This is a genomic window from Dietzia sp. 111N12-1 (assembly GCF_001658045.1).
In the GTDB taxonomy this organism is placed as follows: domain Bacteria; phylum Actinomycetota; class Actinomycetes; order Mycobacteriales; family Mycobacteriaceae; genus Dietzia; species Dietzia kunjamensis.
Genome location: NZ_LSSV01000001.1, coordinates 55,405 through 71,061 on the forward strand (window position 1 = coordinate 55,405; position 15,657 = coordinate 71,061).

The following is a 15,657-nucleotide window of genomic DNA, read 5'->3' on the forward strand; positions in this document are numbered from 1 at the left end:
GCCTCAGCGTTGCACGATCACCATCCGTTCCCCGACTTCGCGGACGTCGAAGCGGGCGGGATCGTCGAACTGCCGCGGCCGGAAGACGATCTCCTCGCGCGCGTTGTTCTGGACCCGGGGCATCTGGTTGACGATCGCGGGGAAAACCCAGCGGCGGGACCCCTCGCGGGTGAGGACCAGAACGTCGGGGCTGCGGAACTCGCTCCCCTCAAGTGCGGCGGTCAGCTCTTCGGGGGTCTCGGTGTCCGCCCAGCTCCGGATCTCGTCGAGGCGCTCCTCGTACCGGCCGGCCGGCGTGGCGTACGCCTGGGCCGGCGCCTGGAACGAGAAGTACGGCCGGTAGGCGTAGAGGGTCGGATCCGAGGTCAGCAGGACGAGGTCCGAGGGTGCCCGGTCGCCGGTCATGTCGTCCACTGCGTCCAGCACGTCGCGGGGCACCGCGGGGAACCCGCGGGCTTCGGCGGCGAACTCCGCATCCTCCCCGGAGACGTGCTGCACCATCTGGACGGCAGCGAGGCCCGCGACCACCACCGCCGCGGCGGTGACGCGGCCACGGGACCGGTCGGGAGAGGTCCGCACGGCCCACCGGGCCAGCGTCAGCGCGCCGACCACGCCCGCCAGGGCGAGGACGAGGGTGATGATCGGGATCATCCGGAACGGCAGCAGCGTGCTGCCGGTGACCGCCCGCAGCCCCGAGAGCACGTACCACCCGAGGACGGTCACGGCCGTGAGGCCCAGGGCCTGTGCGAGGACGAGCCGTCGATCGGCCGGGGGGAGAGGGCCGTCGGCGTCGGTGTCGGCGACGTGGTCCGTGTCGTGCTCGGTGCCGATCCGCGTTCGCCACGTCGCCGCCGCGCGCTCGGAGGCCCGGCCGGCTCCGTCGGGCCAGACGGTGACGACCAGCCACACCACGCCGATCAGGCACAGTAGCCCGACGGCGGACACCTCGAGCATCGGCAGCGGCCACCGCGAGGCGATCTCGGGCGCGAAGTCGTTGGCCACCGAGGGTTCGGTGTCCGCGCCGCCGAGAGCGGCCAGCAGGAATCGGTGCCAGAACAACAGTGCGATCGCCGCGGAGATCGCCGCCATGGCGGCCAGGCGGCCGAGCAGGGCGAGGACCACCGCACGATCGGTGCGGTATCGCCAGGAATGGATGACGACGACGAGGCACACCAGCAGCGCCGCGACACCCGCGATGAGGGTGTAACCCAGCGCAGCCCAGCCGAGGTAGAGGCCGATCGTCGCGACCAGCGGCCACGTGGGTCCGCGGCTCGTCCGGGATCCGGCTGCGGCGGCCACCCGTGCGGAGAGCAGGAACGTCGCCACGACGACCTGCGGGAGCAGGCAGATGAGGATCCACGAGTAGGGCTCGTAGGCGTTGGTGTGCCCGCCGATGACCGAGGTGACGAGACCGAACACGACGGCAAGCCGCGCGGGGACGAGCCACCGCCAGGCCGCGAACGCGATCGCGCCGGCGATGGCCATGGTGACGATGGCGTACGGCTTGTAGAACTCCCAGCCGTCGATGCCCGTGATCCGGGACAGCTGCCCGCCCACCCAGAACCACTGCGGCGGATAGAAGGGCGCGGCGTCGGCGTAGAAGGGGTCGGCGAGGGCGGGGGAGTCGGCGAAGCGGGTGACGTAGGCGACGCGGTTGAGCTGGTCGCCGCCGAGGCCGAACAGGTAGTGCGGCGTGCCGTTCAGCAGCAGTCCGAGGTGGGAGGAGGCCAGGAAGGCCGGCCCGGCGGTTCCGAGCAGCCACAGGGCCCGGCCGCCAGTGGCCTTGCGCAGCAACAGCCACCCGGCGAGGATGACGACCCCCGCGGCGAGGGTCGCGCCGAAGGTCTCAGGCAGCCAGCTGGGTTCGACGAACGGCAGCGCGTCGACTCCCGTGAACGTGAGGGCACCGACCACGGCCGCGACCAGGAGGGCGGCGAGGAGTTCGCCGCCCCGGCGGGCGAGCAGACGGACGTCGGTCATGCGTCGGTTTCCGGGTGGCGCGCGGTCACGGCCACGCCGGTGACGTGGACCGCCACCCCGATGCCGGGGCCCGCGAGGAGCGCGATCGCGGCGCGCACGTCGAGCGGTCCGGGGACGGCGACGAGGAGGGCCGCCGCGGCGACGACCGCGACCCACCACCCGGCGTTGTAGAGCAGGTGGCGGTCGAAGGCCAGCGCCGCGTTGCCCGTCACCATCAGGGCGGCGGTGCCCACCGACGCGGCGGTCAGGGCGGCCAGCACCGCACCGGGCAGTTCGAAGTCGCCGCCGAACAACACGCGGATCAGCCACGGGCCGACCAGCCACGCGGCCCCCGCTCCCACGATCCCCACCGCCGTCACCAGGCCGAGGGGGGCGGCCAGCGACCGCGGTCCGCGGGCGCGGCGCTGGACGAAGTAGACAATGATCGCGCTCTGGAAACTGGTGAGCGGCACGAGCAACGGCGCGCGGGTCAGGGTGATGGCGAGGATCACCGCGCCGACGAGCGGAGCCGGATCGTCCGCGCGGACGGTGGCGGTGACGAACAGCGGGAACCCGGTCACCAGGGCCGAGGTGCCGGCGGAGGCGAGCATGGCTGCGCCGGTGTTGCGCCAGAAGCGCCGGCGACCGGCGTCGACCGCGGAGGCCAGGGCGTCGCGCGTGGCGGGGGACAGGGCGATGAGCAGCGCCCACGTGACGGCGCCGGCGACCGTGGCCACGGCGAATCCGAGACCGGCGTCGCCGAGCCACCACGCGACGCCCGCCACGGCCAGGCGCAGCGCCGCGTCGACGGTGAGCAGGACCGCGTACAGGCCCCAGCGTTCGGTTCCCGACAGAGCGCCCGCGGTGGCGGCCTGGAGGGTGAAGCCGAGGATGCCGAACGCCATGACGGCGACGCCGACGCCGGAGAACGTGGGCAGGCCCAGCGCGGGCCAGGCCGGCGCGCTCACGGCCACCGCGGCCGCGAGGACCAGGCCCAGCGTGAGCCCGGCCGGCAGCAACCGGACGGCCGACCGCGGCGGCCGCGCGCCGACGGTGCCGGTTCCGCTCTCGGCCCGGGCCCGGGCCCCGGTCCCGGTCCCGCCGCCGGGAGCCGGGGTTTCGCCCACGCGGGCCGAGCGGACGGCGCGGGTGACCTCCTGCATCAGCCCGTTGGCGACGCCGCCGAGGGCGAAGAACGCTCCCCAGTAGGTGGCGAACAGTGGATAGTCGGCCGGGCCGAGTGCGCGGCCGGCGACGAGCATCACCAGGTACCCGGAGGCCGCGGCGAACAGGGTCGCCAGCGTCAGTGCCCGCATCCCGCCCGCGGCCGACCGGCCGGTGGTGGGTGTCGGCTCAGTGGCTGCCGGTGTCGTCATCGGGCATACCGAGGGTCGGCGGCAGGGGCTCGGAGAACAGCCAGGCGTTCCACAGCGGCCGCAGGTCGACGGGGGAGTGGTCGGCGGCCATGTGGAGGAAGTCGTCGGTGGTGACGGTCCTGCCGGAGTACGTCGCGACCCACGTGCGGAGGAGATCGAAGAAGCGGTCGTCGCCGATCGTCAGGCGCAGGGCGTGCAGGGTCAGGGCGCCGCGCTTGTAGACACGGTCGTCGAACATGTCCTCGGGTCCGGGGTCGGACAGGAGGAGGTCCTGCGGGGAATTCTGCAGCTTGGAGTAATAGCGCAGGGCGTGACTGCCGGCGTCGGCGCCGCCGGAGAACTCGGTCCACAGCCACTCGGCGTAGCAGGCGAACCCCTCGTGCAGCCAGATGTGCTTCCACTCGGCGATGGTGACGGCGTTGCCGAACCACTGGTGGGCCAGCTCGTGCGCGATGAGTCGCTCGTCCGAGTCCGGCCGGCCCGCGGCCTCACACGTGTTGCGTCCGAACGTCGACATGCCCATCGCCTCTAGCGGGATCTCGAGTTCGTCGTCGGTCACCACGACCTTGTAGCTGTCGAACGGGTACGGGCCGAAGAGATCGGAGAACACGGTGATCATCTCGAGTTGCCGGGCGAAGGCCTGCCGGAATCCCCGCTTGAGGTCGGCGGGGACGAAGGCGTGGAACGGCACCGGCCCGTCGGTGGCCTCGAGGTGGTCGTACTGACCGAGGTTGACGGTGACCAGGTAGGTCGAGGTGGGGTGCGGGAGGTCGAAGTCCCAGGCGGTCGTGCTGCCACTGCGCTTCTTGCCGACCAGCGTGCCGGTGACGACGGCGCGGTACGGCGAGTCGGTGGTGAGCCGGATGCGGAACGGGGCCTTCGCCGAGGGGTGGTCGTCGCAGGGGAACCAGCTGGCGGCGCCGTTGGGCTGGCCCGCGACGAGGACCCCGTCGGTCAGTTCCTCCCAGCCCACCTCGCCCCACGGCCCACGGATCGGCTTCGGGTTGCCGGAGTAGCGGATGGTCAGGGTGAACGCGGATCCCACGGCGAGTGGTTCGGCGGGGGTGATCGAGAGCTTGCCGCGGGGCCGGGTGTAGCGGGCGACGCGGCCGCCGTCGAGGAGGACCTTGGACACGGTCAGGTGCGGGGAGAGGTCGAGCCGGATCGTCTCCAGCGGCTCGGTGGCGGTCGCGTTGATCACCGCCTCGCCACGGAGGTTGTTGGGGCTCACCTTGTAGCTCAGGTCCAGCTCGTAGCGCGTGACGCGATATCCGTGGTTGCCCGCGCCGGGCAGGTAGGGGTCGACCGGGTCGGCGCCCGACGGCGTGCGTGGGGACGCGATCCTGGCGACGAGGTCTGACTTCACTGCCTTCAATTCCATGACCTGCGCGAGTCTAGAGGACCCGGGGCGGGCGGCACCCGTCTCGACGCGAGACGTGGCCGATCCCGAGAAAGTAGTTGCCAAACTGGAAAGTACTTGTCTAGTCTCAATATCACTCCGCGGCGGAAACTCCCCCGGGCACCGACGGAAGGCAGACCCATGGACCCGCAGAATTCCAGCACCGGCGAGGTCGATCGAGCGGAGGCCGCCCGCATGCTCGCCGAGGCCGAGGGGCGCCCACCGGTCAGCTCCCGGCACGACGCCCGCCTGTTCGCCGCGTTCGCCGCGGCCATCTCGCTTCTGATGGGGATCGGGACAGTCGCGATCATGTTCTCCAACTGGGCGCTCGTGCCGTACGTGCTGTTGCTCTTCGTGGCGATCTTCTGGCAGCGACGCGCGATCAAGGCGGGCCCCCGCGGATCGGGACGGACCTACACGTGGGGCGTCGCGGGATCGGGGGTGATGATCCTCGTCGTCGTCACCGGCCTCAACGTCATCCGCACCACGATCGGGCTCACCGCCTGGTGGTACCTCCTCGGGGTTCTGTTCGTCGCCCTGCCCGGCCTGGTGGCCGCCGCGATCATCGACCGGCGGGGACCCGAGCGGTGAGCGGAGAGAAGTTGAGCGGCGAGAAGATGAGCAGTGAGGCGACGGGCGGCGAGACGACGACGAGCACCCCGGCTGCATCGGGGGGCCCCGCCCCGGGGGCGGGCGGCGGATCGGGAGGGCACGCTCGCCACCGGTTGGACGAGGTCATCCACGCGCCCGTCCGCTTCTCCATCGTCGCGGCCCTGGCCGGCGTCGACTACGCGGATTTCGCCACCATCCGCGACGCGGTCGAGGTCACCGACTCGACACTGTCCAAGCAGGCATCGGTGCTGGAGAAAGCCGGATACGTCAAGGTCAGCAAGGGGTACGTCGGCAAACGGCCGCGGACGTGGTTGTCGCTCACCCGCGACGGACGCAGGGCCTACGCGTCCCACCTGGCGGCGCTGCGAGCCATCGCCGGCGGCTGACCCGCCTACCGGCTCAGCCCCGCCAGGGCGCGATCGGATTGCCCTGCCAGCGGGTGCCGGGCGGGATGCGGTCACCGCGCATCACCAGCGAGGCCGGGCCGACGGTCGAGCCGTCGCCGATCGACGACGCCGGCAGCGCGACGCAGTGGCACCCCAGCGTGGCGCCGGCCTCGATCGTCACCCGGTCGATCTGCATGATGCGGTCGTGAAACAGGTGGGTCTGGACCACGCAGCCGCGGTTGATGGTGGCGCCGTCGCCGAGGGAGACCAGGTCCGCCTCGGGCAGCCAGTACGACTCGCACCACACGCCTCGGCCGATCCGTGAGCCCAGCAGGCGCAGCATCGCGTTCATCACCGGGGTGCCCGACGCGGGCCGGGCCATCCACGGCGCGGCGAGCAACTCGATGAACGAGTCGGCGACCTCGTTGCGCCACACGAACGACGACCACAGCGGCTGCTCGCCCGCGCGGATCCGGCCCACGAGGATCCACTTGGCCAGGGCGGCGACCACCAGGGCGACCAGGCCGGCGTACGCCAGGATCAGCCCGGAGGTCAGTGCCGCCACGCCGAAGCCCCACTCCAGGTGGATCTCCTGCATCACCACCAGGACGCTCACCAGCAGCAGGAACGACATCCAGACGGGGACCAGTCGCAGGGTCTCCCACGCCGCCCGGGCGACCTTGAGGCGTCGCGGCGGCTGGTAGGTGCGGACGTCGTCGGTGTCGGCGACGGCGCGAGGGAGTTTCTGCGGCGGCGACCCCAGCCACGAGGTGCCCTTCTTGGCCTTCTGCGGGGCGGACGAGAGCACGGCGACCAGGCCGCGCGCGGGCACCTTCCGCCCGGCGGAGGCGATCCCGGAGTTGCCGAGGAAGGCGCGCTTGCCGACCTGGGCGTGCTCCAGACGCATCCATCCGGAGCCCAGTTCGTACGGCGCGACCATGGTGTCGTCGGCGAGGAACGCCCCGTCGCGGACGGTGGTGAGGGCGGGGATGAGCAGCACGGTCGAGGCCTCGACGTCCTTGCCGATCCTGGCTCCCAGCATGCGCAGCCAGACCGGGGTGAGCATGGACGCGTAGAGCGGGTAGAGCCAGTTCCGGGCGGCGTCCATGAGGCGCTCGCTGCACCAGGCCTGCCAGGCGATCCGCGAGTGGACCGGGTGGAAGCCCGGGTCCAGGCCGATCGACAGCAGCCGGACCGCCCCGAGGGTGGCCACGGCGAAGAGTGCGAGCGCGAGGAGGGTGGCGGGGACCGACCACAGAGCGGCGAGCAGGGCCATCTCGCCCGGGCCGCCCGCGCCGCGGGCTCCCCAGGCCACCAGCGCGAGGCCCGCGAGCAGGGCCGCCAGCGGCATCGCACCGAGCGCGACGGCGGAGAACTGGTAGACCAGGCTCCAGGCCCGGTTGTGGGGCGCGGGCTCGGCCGGCCAACTCGATCCACGCTTGCCGCGCTTGAGCGCGGGGGAGCCGGCGTAGCGCTTACCGGCCTTGACCGTGTCGACCACTGCGGACCCGATCTCCACGTGGGCCCCGCGGCCCACCACGGCGCCGGGCAGCAGGGTGGACCGGGCACCCACCACCGCGTTCTCGCCGATCTCCACGGAGCCCACGTGCACGAGGTCGCCGTCGATCCAGTACCCGGCCAGGTCCACCTCGGGTTCGATCGAGGCCCCGTCGCCCACCCGGAGCAGGCCGGTGACCGGCGGGAGGGTGTGCATGTCCACACCGTGTCCGATCTGCGCCCCCAGCAACCGGGCGAAGGGGGTGAGCCACCCGGCACCCTCGAGGTTGGCGACCCCGGAGACCTCGACCAACCGCTCGGCGGCCCAGATCCGCAGGTGCACCGACCCCGCCCGTGGGTACGTCCCCGGCGCCACGCCGGCGGTGAGCACCCGGCACAGGCCGGCGGTGACCAGCATGCGGCCGGCGGGCAGCAGGAGCAGAGCCACCATGATCCCGAGCACCCACCACGACACCGGCCGCGCCCAGGGCAGCCCGAGGCCGACGGCGACGTTGTTGGCGATACCCACCCAGGTGAGCCACTGCAAGCCGGTCAGGGTGAGCAGCGGGATCGTGGCGAGCATCTGCAGGAGCTGCGCGCCGCGGCCGACGGGTCGGACGTGTCGCGGTTCGACCTCGGCCTCGGGCTCGAGCTCGTCCAGGAACCCGGCGAAGTCGCCCAGGCGTGAGCGGTCGTAGATGTCGCCGACGGTTACCGCGGGGAAGCGCTCCCGGACGCGGGCCACCACGTGCGCGGCGGCGAGCGAGCCGCCCCCGAGGGCGAAGAAGTCCTCGTCGACCCCGGAGACGTCGGCTCCGAGGGCGGCCGACCACAGTTCGGCGACCCACGCCTCGATACCGTCGAGTTCGGACTCGGCGGCCGACGTCTGGGCCAGCGGCCACGGCAGGGCGGCGCGGTCGACCTTGCCGGAGGTGCGGGTCGGCAGCTCGTCGACCAGGGCCAGGCGCGGGACCACGCCGGCGGGCAGGTGCTCGCGCAGGCGCCCGGCCGCGTCGGCGAGGTCGAAGCGGCCGGGGTCCTCGGCGACGAGGTAGGCCACGAGCACGGGCTGGCCGGCGTCGGTCTTCTTCACCGCGGCGGCGCCGGCGCTGACCCCGGGCAGGGCGGACACGGCGGTGTCGACCTCCCCCAGCTCGAGGCGGCGGCCGCCGATCTTGACCTGGTCGTCGACGCGGCCGTTGAAGTACAGGCCGTCGGCCTCGAGTCGGACCACGTCGCCGGAGCGGTAGGCGCGCTCCCAGCCCAGGGTCTGCATGGGCGCGTACTTCTCGGCGTCCTTCTCGGGGTCCAGGTATCGCGCCAGGCCGACTCCGCCGATCACCAGCTCGCCGGACTCCCCGTAGCCCACCGGATCGCCCGCCGCATCGACCACCGCGAGGTCCCAGCCGTCCAGCGGCAGCCCGATCGACACCTCACCGACGCCGTCCAGCCGGACCGCGCAGGCGACGACGGTCGCCTCGGTGGGGCCGTAGGTGTTCCACACCTCGCGACCGTCACCGACCAGGCGTTCGGCCAGTTCCGGAGGGCAGGCCTCGCCGCCGAGGATCACCATCCGGATACCGGCGAGCATCGAATCGGGCCACATCGAGGCGAGGGTCGGCACCGTGGAGATGACGGTGATCCGCCGATCCCGCAGCCACGGGCCGAGGTCGAGGCCGGACTTGACGACCGAGCGCGGCGCGGGCACGAGGCACGCCCCGTGAGCCCAGGCCAGCCACATCTCCTCGCAGGAGGCGTCGAACGCCACGGACAGCCCCGCCAGCACCCGGTCGCCGGGGCCCAGCGGCGCGCCGGTGAGGAAGAGCCGGGACTCGGCGTCGACGAACGCCGCGGCGCTGCGATGCGTCACGGCCACACCCTTGGGCAGGCCGGTGGTCCCGGAGGTGAAGATGACCCAGCAGTCGTCGTCCACCGTCGGGCCGCGGTGTCGCGAGGGTGCGGTGGCCCGGTCGGGGTCGGTGACGAGCATGCCGTCGGCGGTGTAGACGGCCGCGACCTGCGCCTGACCGAACACCAGCTCGGCGCGCTCGGCGGGGTCGTCCACGTCGACGGGAACGTACGCCGCGCCGGCGGCGAGGGTGCTGAGGATGGCCAGGTAGAGGTCCGCGGAGCCCGAGGGCATGTGGATGCCGACCCGGTCGCCGGCGACGACGCCCTGGTCGTGCATCCATCGGGCGGAGGTATGGATCGTCCGCGCCACCTCGTCGTAGCTCAGGACGCGGGTGCCGTCGTCGATGCACGGCGCGTCCGGGTGGCGGGTCGCCGCGGCGTCGAACACGCCGAGGAGTGTCCGGGGTTCCGCGGCGTGTGAGCTGCGAAGATACTGCGCGGGAATGGTGGCCACCCGCGGATCGTATCCCGCGTAGGTGAACTGCCCGCCGCGGTCACCCGGGGCTGGTTAAGTGAGGCGGATGACAGAGATCCTCAGCAACAAGACCGTCGTGATCGTGGGAGCGGGTCCGGGATTCGGCCGCACGCTCGCCCTGCAGGCCGCCGCACAGGGGGCGACGGTGGTCGTCGCCGCCCGCACGGAGTCGCGGGTCGTCGAGATCGCCGAGGAGGTCCGTGCGGCTGGCGGAAGCGCGATCGCCGCGGCCGTGGACGCCACCGACCCGGAGTCGGTGCGAGCGTTGCGGGAGACGGTGGAGGGTCACACCGATGCGGTGCACGGTCTGGTCTACAGCGCGTTCGCGGTGCCCAGCATGAAGCCGCTCGCGCAGACAGACCACGACCAGATCTCCCGCGGGATCGACCTGTCGGTGCTCGGCGCCCTGCGCACCACGCAGGAGTTCACCCCGCTGCTCGAGGCCGGCGCCGCTCCCGCCACCGGCACCGCAGCCGGCTCCGCTGCCGCCGCCGACTCCGCCACAGGCGCGGCCCCCGCCAGCGCATCCGTCGTCATGATGGCCTCCGCGGTGATCCACCACTCCCGCGAGCGCTACGCGGGCTACAAGATCGCCAAGACCGCCCTCGTCGCGCTGGGCCATTCCCTGGCCACCGAGCTCGGCCCGCGGGGCATCCGCGTCAACACCGTGGCGCCCGGGTACATCTACGGCGAGACGCTCAAGGCGTACTTCGAGCACCTGGCCACCAAGTACGGCGGCACGGTCGACGACGTCTACGCCCACACCGCAGAGAAGATGGATCTGCGGCGCCTGCCCTCCGAGCGCGAGATCGTCGACCCGGTGCTGTTCCTGCTCTCCGACGCCGCCTCCGCGGTCACGGGCCAGACCCTCACGGTGGACTGCGGCGAGTTCCACACCTGAACCGGGCGGACCGCACCCCGACGCCGGATCAGGGTCTGAGAATCGGGTCTTTCCCCGATGCGGAGCGGGTGCTCGGGGAGGAGAGTGGAGGTCACCGGGGAGAGGTCCCCGATCCCCCTTTCCCGACGACGACGAGGTGTGACGTCATGACCTACTCCCCAGATTCCGGGCCCAAGCGACTGATGCGGTCGGAGGACCGCTGGATCGGCGGCGTGTGCGGTGGGCTCGCCGACTACTTCGGGCTGGACCCGGCGTTGGTCCGCCTCCTGTTCGTGGCCTCGATCCTGCTGCCGGGTCCGCAGCTGCTCATCTACGTGATCCTGTGGTTCGTCATGCCCGATTCCCGTGCCTCGCGAGTCCGCGCCTGAGGGGCCCGTGGCAGGCTGGGGCCATGAGCACTCCAGACACCTCAGCCGCTCCCGGCGAGTACGCTTCCGTCCGCATCGAGAAGGGTGCCCGTCACCCGCACGTCGCCCAGGTGACGTTGATCGGCCCGGGGCGCAACAACGCGATGGGCCCGGACTTCTGGGCCGAGATGCCCCGCGTGATGGCCGAGCTCGACGCCGACCCCGGGGTCCGCGCCGTCGTGCTCGCCGGCGAGGGCCGCAACTTCACGTACGGCCTGGACCTGATGGCGATGATGCCGCAGTTCATGGAGTTCCTGCCCGAGGACACGACCCCGGACGCCTCGCGTAACGAGCGCATCCTGGACTTCGTGGAGAACATGCGTCGCGCCGTCGACGCCGTCGCGTCGGCCAGGACGCCCACCGTCGCCGCGATCCAGGGTCGCTGCATCGGCGGCGGCATGGACCTCATCTCGGCCTGCGACGTCCGCCACGGTTCGGCGGACTCGAGCTACTCGGTCCGCGAGGTCAAGGTGGGCATCGTCGCCGACATGGGCTCGCTCGGGCGACTGCCGTACATCATCGGCTCCGGGCTGACCCGCGAGCTGGCGCTGACCGGGCGCGACATCGACGCGGAGACCGCGCTGCGCTACGGGCTGGTCACGCACGTCGCCGACGACGCCGCCGGGGTGCTGGACTCGGCCCACGCCACGGCCGCCGAGATCGCGGACAACCCGCCGTTGGTGGTCCGCGGCACCCGCGAGGTCCTCAACCGGGCGATCGAGGGGCCGATCTACGAGTCCAACCGCTACGTCGCCACGTGGAACGCCGGCTTCCTGGCCTCGGCGGACATGATGGAGGCCATCGGCTCGACGCTGGAGAAGCGCGAGGCGAGGTACACCGGCCGCTGACCGCGCGCCCCGTCCGCCGAGAAGAGTGTTTCGCACCTCGCTACTCGGGCGATACGAGCGAAATGCTCTTCTCGGCGTCCCGGCCCGGCGCCAGGCACGGCACCGCACGCGTGCCGGGCCTGGCGCCGGGCCAGACGGCGTCAGCCGCGGAAGGGCTCGGCCTTCTCCTCGGGGTGCTCGGTGAAGTTCTCGAGGCCCTCGGCGATGAGCTTCTCGCCATGGGCCTTGTCCCGCCACTCGCCCGGGGTGACGTGCTTGCCCGGCTCGAGGTCCTTGTAGTGCAGGAAGAAGTGCTCGATCGCCTTGAGCTCGAAGTCCGGGACATCGTCGACGTCCTGGATGTGCTCCCAGCGCGGGTCCAGGGCGGGGACGCACAGCAGCTTGTCGTCGCCACCGGCCTCGTCGGACATGGTGTAGACGCCCACGACGCGCGACTTGACGATCACGCCGGGGAAGACGGACTCGTCGAGCAGGACCAGGGCGTCACAGGGGTCACCGTCGTCGGCGAGGGTCTTGTCGATGTAGCCGTAGTCGGCCGGGTAGCCCATCGAGGTGAAGAGGAAACGGTCGAGATAGATCTTGCCGGTCTCGTGGTGGATCTCGTACTTGTTACGCGAACCCTTGGGGATCTCGATGGTCACTTCGACGGTCACGGGCTACCTCACAAATCGTCATTCTCCGGACCCGGGACGGCTCTCCCGGACAATCCGGGCCGATTCTAGTAGGCGGCCCCGGCGCCGGGGGTGGCCGCCGTCACGCGGGCCACTAGCGTGGGTCCGACGCACGGCAGGCGAGGGTAGCGTCGGCAGCCGCCGGTGGCGACCGGTGGCGGTGACAGTGGAGGCGACAGCGTCCGGGAGGGTGGGCACGAGTGACCGAGCGCGGAGTGTGGCGCGGGCGTGGGCTCGTGTGGCGGGCGGGGGTCGTGTTCGTCGTCGTCGTACTCCTGGTCGCCGGGCTCGTCGCGGCGGCGCTGTTCACCGACGTGGAGGACGACGTCCGCGCGGTCGTCGGCGCCCCCGCGCAGACCACGGCGGAGCTGAACCCCGGACTGCACGCGGCGGACGACTCGGCGCCCCTGCCGGACCCCGCCGCCCTCGAGAAGATCCTCGGCCCCCTCGCGGCGTCCCCGGCGGTCGGCGACCTCACCGCCAGCGTGGTCGACGACGCGACCGGACAGGTCCTGTGGGAGCGCCGCCCTCGCGACGCCAAGGTCCCCGCGTCCACGACCAAGCTGCTCACCGCGGTCGCCGCGCTGAGCAGACTGCCCGGCGACACCCGCGTCGACACGGTCCTCGCCCGCGGCGCCGAGCCGGACACCCTCGTCGTGGTCCCCGGCGGCGACCCCACCATGTCCGGTGGCGCCGAGCCCGGACCGCTCTTCCCCGGCGCGGCCACGCTCACCCAGGCCGCCGACGTCGTCCGCGACGCCGGGCTCGCCCCGGCGCGCATCGTCGTGGACCCGGGCCCGTACACCGGGCCGCGGCTGGGCCCCGGCTGGCCCCCGTCGGAGATCCCGGCCGGCAACATCGCGCCCATCGAGGCGTGGATGCTCGACTCCGGCCGCCTCGACCCGGCCGACGAGTACTCGCCCCGCACGACCGAACCCGCCCTCGCGGCCGGCAGGGCCCTGGCCCGCGAACTGGGCGTGGACCCGGAGCGCGTGCTGGTCGCCTCCGACCCGGTGGAGACGACCGAGGAGCTGGGCAGGGTGTCGTCGGCGGAGCTCACCGATCGCCTCCGCTCGATGCTCGTGCACTCCGACAACGTGCTGGCCGAGGCGATCTGCCGCGAGGTGGCGCTGGACCGCGACCCGGACGGTCCGGTCGACTTCGCCGCCGGGACCGCCGCCGTGCTCGACACGCTCACCGACCGTGGCCTCGACATGTCCGGGGTGCGCCTGGACGACTGCTCCGGCATGAGCAACGGCAACCGCATCTCGGCGGCCGTCCTCACCGACGTCCTGCGCACCGCCTCCGCACCCGACGCGACCCGCGAGATGCGCGACCTGCTCGACACCCTGCCCGTGGCCGCCGGGTCGGGGACGCTGGTTGACCGGTTCACCGGCCCCGCCGCCGCCGGCGCCGGCTGGGTGCGCGCCAAGACCGGCACCCTCGCCGGGACGAGCACCCTCGCGGGCTCGGTGACCAGCACCGACGGCCGCACCATGAGCTTCGCCCTGCTGTCCTCCGGCACCGACCCCGCCGTCGCGCGCCCGGTCCTCGACCGGATCGCCGCCGAGATCAGCGCCTGTGGCTGCCGCTGACCCCGCTCGCCGGCACCCCGCCCGGACCAGTGGGGACCGGCCCGGCCCGGCCTGGACCGGCCCGGCCTGGACCGTGCGCGCGGCGCTGCGGGCGTTCCGCCGCGCCCACCCCGAGCTCGGCGACGAGGTGTGCGTCGGACTGTCCGGGGGAGCGGACTCGCTGGCGCTGACCGCCGCGGCCACCGCCGAGTTCGCCGCCGTGACCGCCCTCGTGGTGGACCACGGTCTGCAGGAGGGGTCGGACGCCGTGGCCCGGGACGCGGCCGCCGCGGCCCGCGGGCTCGGCGCAGAGGCGGAGGTCCTCGTCGTCGTCGTGGATCAGAGGGGTTCCGGCCCCGAGGCCGCCGCCCGCGCGGCGCGCTACACCGCGCTCGACACCGCGCGCCGCGGACGGCCCGTGCTGCTCGCCCACACCCTCGACGACCAGGCCGAGACCGTCCTGCTGGGGCTGGGCCGCGGCTCCGGCGCCCGCTCGCTGCGCGGGATGGCGCCGTGGGACGCACCGTGGGGGCGCCCGCTGCTGGGGGTCCGCGCCGCCGACACCCGCGCCGCGTGCCGCGACCTCGGCCTGGGGTTCTGGGAGGACCCGCACAACACCGACCCGGCGTTCACCCGGGTGCGCCTGCGGCACGAGGTCCTGCCGCTGCTCGAGGACGTGCTGGGTGGCGGTGTCGCGGAGGGGTTGGCGCGCACCGCGTCACTGCTGGGGGTCGACGACGACGAGCTGGAGCGTCTCGCGGCGGCCGTGCCCGTCGGCGACGACGGCGCCCTGGAGGTGAGCCGGCTGGAACCCCTGTCGACGGCCGTGCTGACCCGGGTCCTGCGCCGCTGGCTGCTGGCGCGGGGAGTCACCTCACCCACGTACGCGCACCTGACGGCGGTGGCCGCGCTCGTCACCGACTGGCGCGGGCAGGGCGGGGTGGCGGTCGGTGGCACCGGGCCCGCGGGCGCGGGTGGGGCGGGGCCCTCGGCCAGGTTGGTCGCCCGGCGCCGACGTGGAAAGGTGGTCCTGGAGAACGACCGGGCGAGCGGAGCGGGGACGTAGATGACCACGGACAAGTACGCGGACGAGATCGAATCGGTCCTGCTCGACGAGGAGTCGATCCGCGAGCGGATCGCCGAGATGGCCGCCACCGTCGGCGAGCGCTACGCGGACGTCGAGAAGGAGGTCGTGCTGGTCGCCGTCCTCAAGGGCGCCGCGATCTTCGTCTCCGACTTCGCCCGGGCCCTGCCCATCCCGTCCGAGATGGAGTTCATGGCCGTCAGCTCGTACGGCTCCTCCACCAGTTCCTCCGGTGTGGTGCGGATCCTCAAGGACCTCGACCGCGACATCGCCGACCGTGACGTGATCATCGTCGAGGACATCATCGACTCCGGGCTGACCCTGTCCTGGCTCATGCGCAACCTGCGCACCCGCAACCCGCGGTCGCTGGAGATCGTCACCCTGCTGCGCAAGCCCGACGCGGTGAAGGCGGACCTGGACATCCTCGAGATCGGGTTCGACATCCCCAACGAGTTCGTCGTGGGCTACGGCCTCGACTTCGCCGAGCGCTACCGCGATCTGCCGTACATCGGCAGGCTGCACCCGCGCATGTACTCCTGACGCGACGACTGCTGGAC

13 protein-coding genes are annotated in these 15,657 nt (G+C 72.7%); 8 read left to right on the forward strand and 5 right to left on the reverse strand.

Translation table 11 applies throughout. The features are described from left to right. Nucleotides 1–3 precede the first annotated feature (3 nt). Genes AYO52_RS00270 through AYO52_RS00280 form a run of 3 tightly spaced genes read right to left on the reverse strand, consistent with a single transcriptional unit; the run spans nucleotide 4 to nucleotide 4,716 of the window. Entirely contained in the window at nucleotides 4–1,980 is a 1,977-nt protein-coding gene (locus AYO52_RS00270) for an arabinofuranosyltransferase (protein ID WP_067711535.1), read from the reverse strand. After that, nucleotides 1,977–3,335, reverse strand: coding sequence for a polysaccharide biosynthesis protein (locus tag AYO52_RS00275; protein ID WP_067711538.1), 1,359 nt, complete (start codon nucleotides 3,333–3,335; stop codon nucleotides 1,977–1,979). Before AYO52_RS00275 ends, AYO52_RS00270 begins: the two co-directional genes overlap by 4 nt. Then, on the reverse strand, nucleotides 3,313–4,716 hold the full coding sequence (locus AYO52_RS00280) for a M1 family metallopeptidase (protein WP_067711541.1): 1,404 nt from the start codon (nucleotides 4,714–4,716) through the stop codon (nucleotides 3,313–3,315). The genes AYO52_RS00275 and AYO52_RS00280 overlap by 23 nt, the downstream gene beginning before the upstream one ends. A 159-nt stretch (nucleotides 4,717–4,875) precedes the next feature. Here AYO52_RS00280 and AYO52_RS00285 point away from each other — a divergent pair, with 159 nt between their 5' ends. Further along, a complete protein-coding gene (locus AYO52_RS00285) occupies nucleotides 4,876–5,325 on the forward strand; it encodes a hypothetical protein (protein ID WP_067711544.1) in 450 nt (149 codons plus the stop codon). After that, complete coding sequence (locus AYO52_RS00290) at nucleotides 5,322–5,732, forward strand: transcriptional regulator (RefSeq protein WP_253701687.1); 411 nt, start codon at nucleotides 5,322–5,324, stop codon at nucleotides 5,730–5,732. The genes AYO52_RS00285 and AYO52_RS00290 overlap by 4 nt, the downstream gene beginning before the upstream one ends. A 13-nt stretch (nucleotides 5,733–5,745) precedes the next feature. Here AYO52_RS00290 and AYO52_RS00295 read toward each other — a convergent pair whose 3' ends face one another. Beyond that, the gene (locus AYO52_RS00295; protein WP_067711549.1) at nucleotides 5,746–9,594 is read right to left on the reverse strand and encodes a Pls/PosA family non-ribosomal peptide synthetase; all 3,849 of its coding nucleotides are present in this window, start codon (nucleotides 9,592–9,594) and stop codon (nucleotides 5,746–5,748) included. A gap of 67 nt (nucleotides 9,595–9,661) precedes the next feature. Between AYO52_RS00295 and AYO52_RS00300 the strand changes: the two genes are divergently transcribed. From AYO52_RS00300 to AYO52_RS00310, 3 genes are all read left to right on the forward strand, one after another. Further along, entirely contained in the window at nucleotides 9,662–10,516 is an 855-nt protein-coding gene (locus AYO52_RS00300) for an SDR family oxidoreductase (RefSeq protein WP_067711551.1), read from the forward strand. A gap of 146 nt (nucleotides 10,517–10,662) precedes the next feature. Next, the gene (locus AYO52_RS00305; RefSeq protein ID WP_067711554.1) at nucleotides 10,663–10,884 is read left to right on the forward strand and encodes a PspC domain-containing protein; all 222 of its coding nucleotides are present in this window, start codon (nucleotides 10,663–10,665) and stop codon (nucleotides 10,882–10,884) included. A 23-nt stretch (nucleotides 10,885–10,907) separates the two neighbouring features. Continuing rightward, nucleotides 10,908–11,771, forward strand: a complete 864-nt coding sequence (locus AYO52_RS00310) for a crotonase/enoyl-CoA hydratase family protein (protein ID WP_082923654.1) — start codon at nucleotides 10,908–10,910, stop codon at nucleotides 11,769–11,771. Between the two features lie 140 nt (nucleotides 11,772–11,911). Here AYO52_RS00310 and AYO52_RS00315 read toward each other — a convergent pair whose 3' ends face one another. Next, nucleotides 11,912–12,424 (reverse strand): inorganic diphosphatase, encoded by a 513-nt coding sequence (locus tag AYO52_RS00315; RefSeq protein WP_067711556.1) that lies wholly within the window; start codon nucleotides 12,422–12,424, stop codon nucleotides 11,912–11,914. 218 nt (nucleotides 12,425–12,642) lie between these two features. Between AYO52_RS00315 and dacB the strand changes: the two genes are divergently transcribed. The 3 genes from dacB (at nucleotide 12,643) to hpt (ending at nucleotide 15,640) form a co-directional block, all read left to right on the forward strand. Next, nucleotides 12,643–14,037: a D-alanyl-D-alanine carboxypeptidase/D-alanyl-D-alanine-endopeptidase gene (gene dacB / locus AYO52_RS00320; RefSeq protein ID WP_253701690.1), complete on the forward strand. Its 1,395-nt coding sequence runs from the start codon at nucleotides 12,643–12,645 to the stop codon at nucleotides 14,035–14,037. A gap of 73 nt (nucleotides 14,038–14,110) precedes the next feature. After that, on the forward strand, nucleotides 14,111–15,082 hold the full coding sequence (gene tilS / locus AYO52_RS00325; RefSeq protein WP_067712084.1) for a tRNA lysidine(34) synthetase TilS: 972 nt from the start codon (nucleotides 14,111–14,113) through the stop codon (nucleotides 15,080–15,082). Next, entirely contained in the window at nucleotides 15,083–15,640 is a 558-nt protein-coding gene (gene hpt, locus AYO52_RS00330) for a hypoxanthine phosphoribosyltransferase (RefSeq protein WP_067711558.1), read from the forward strand. Nucleotides 15,641–15,657 lie beyond the last annotated feature (17 nt).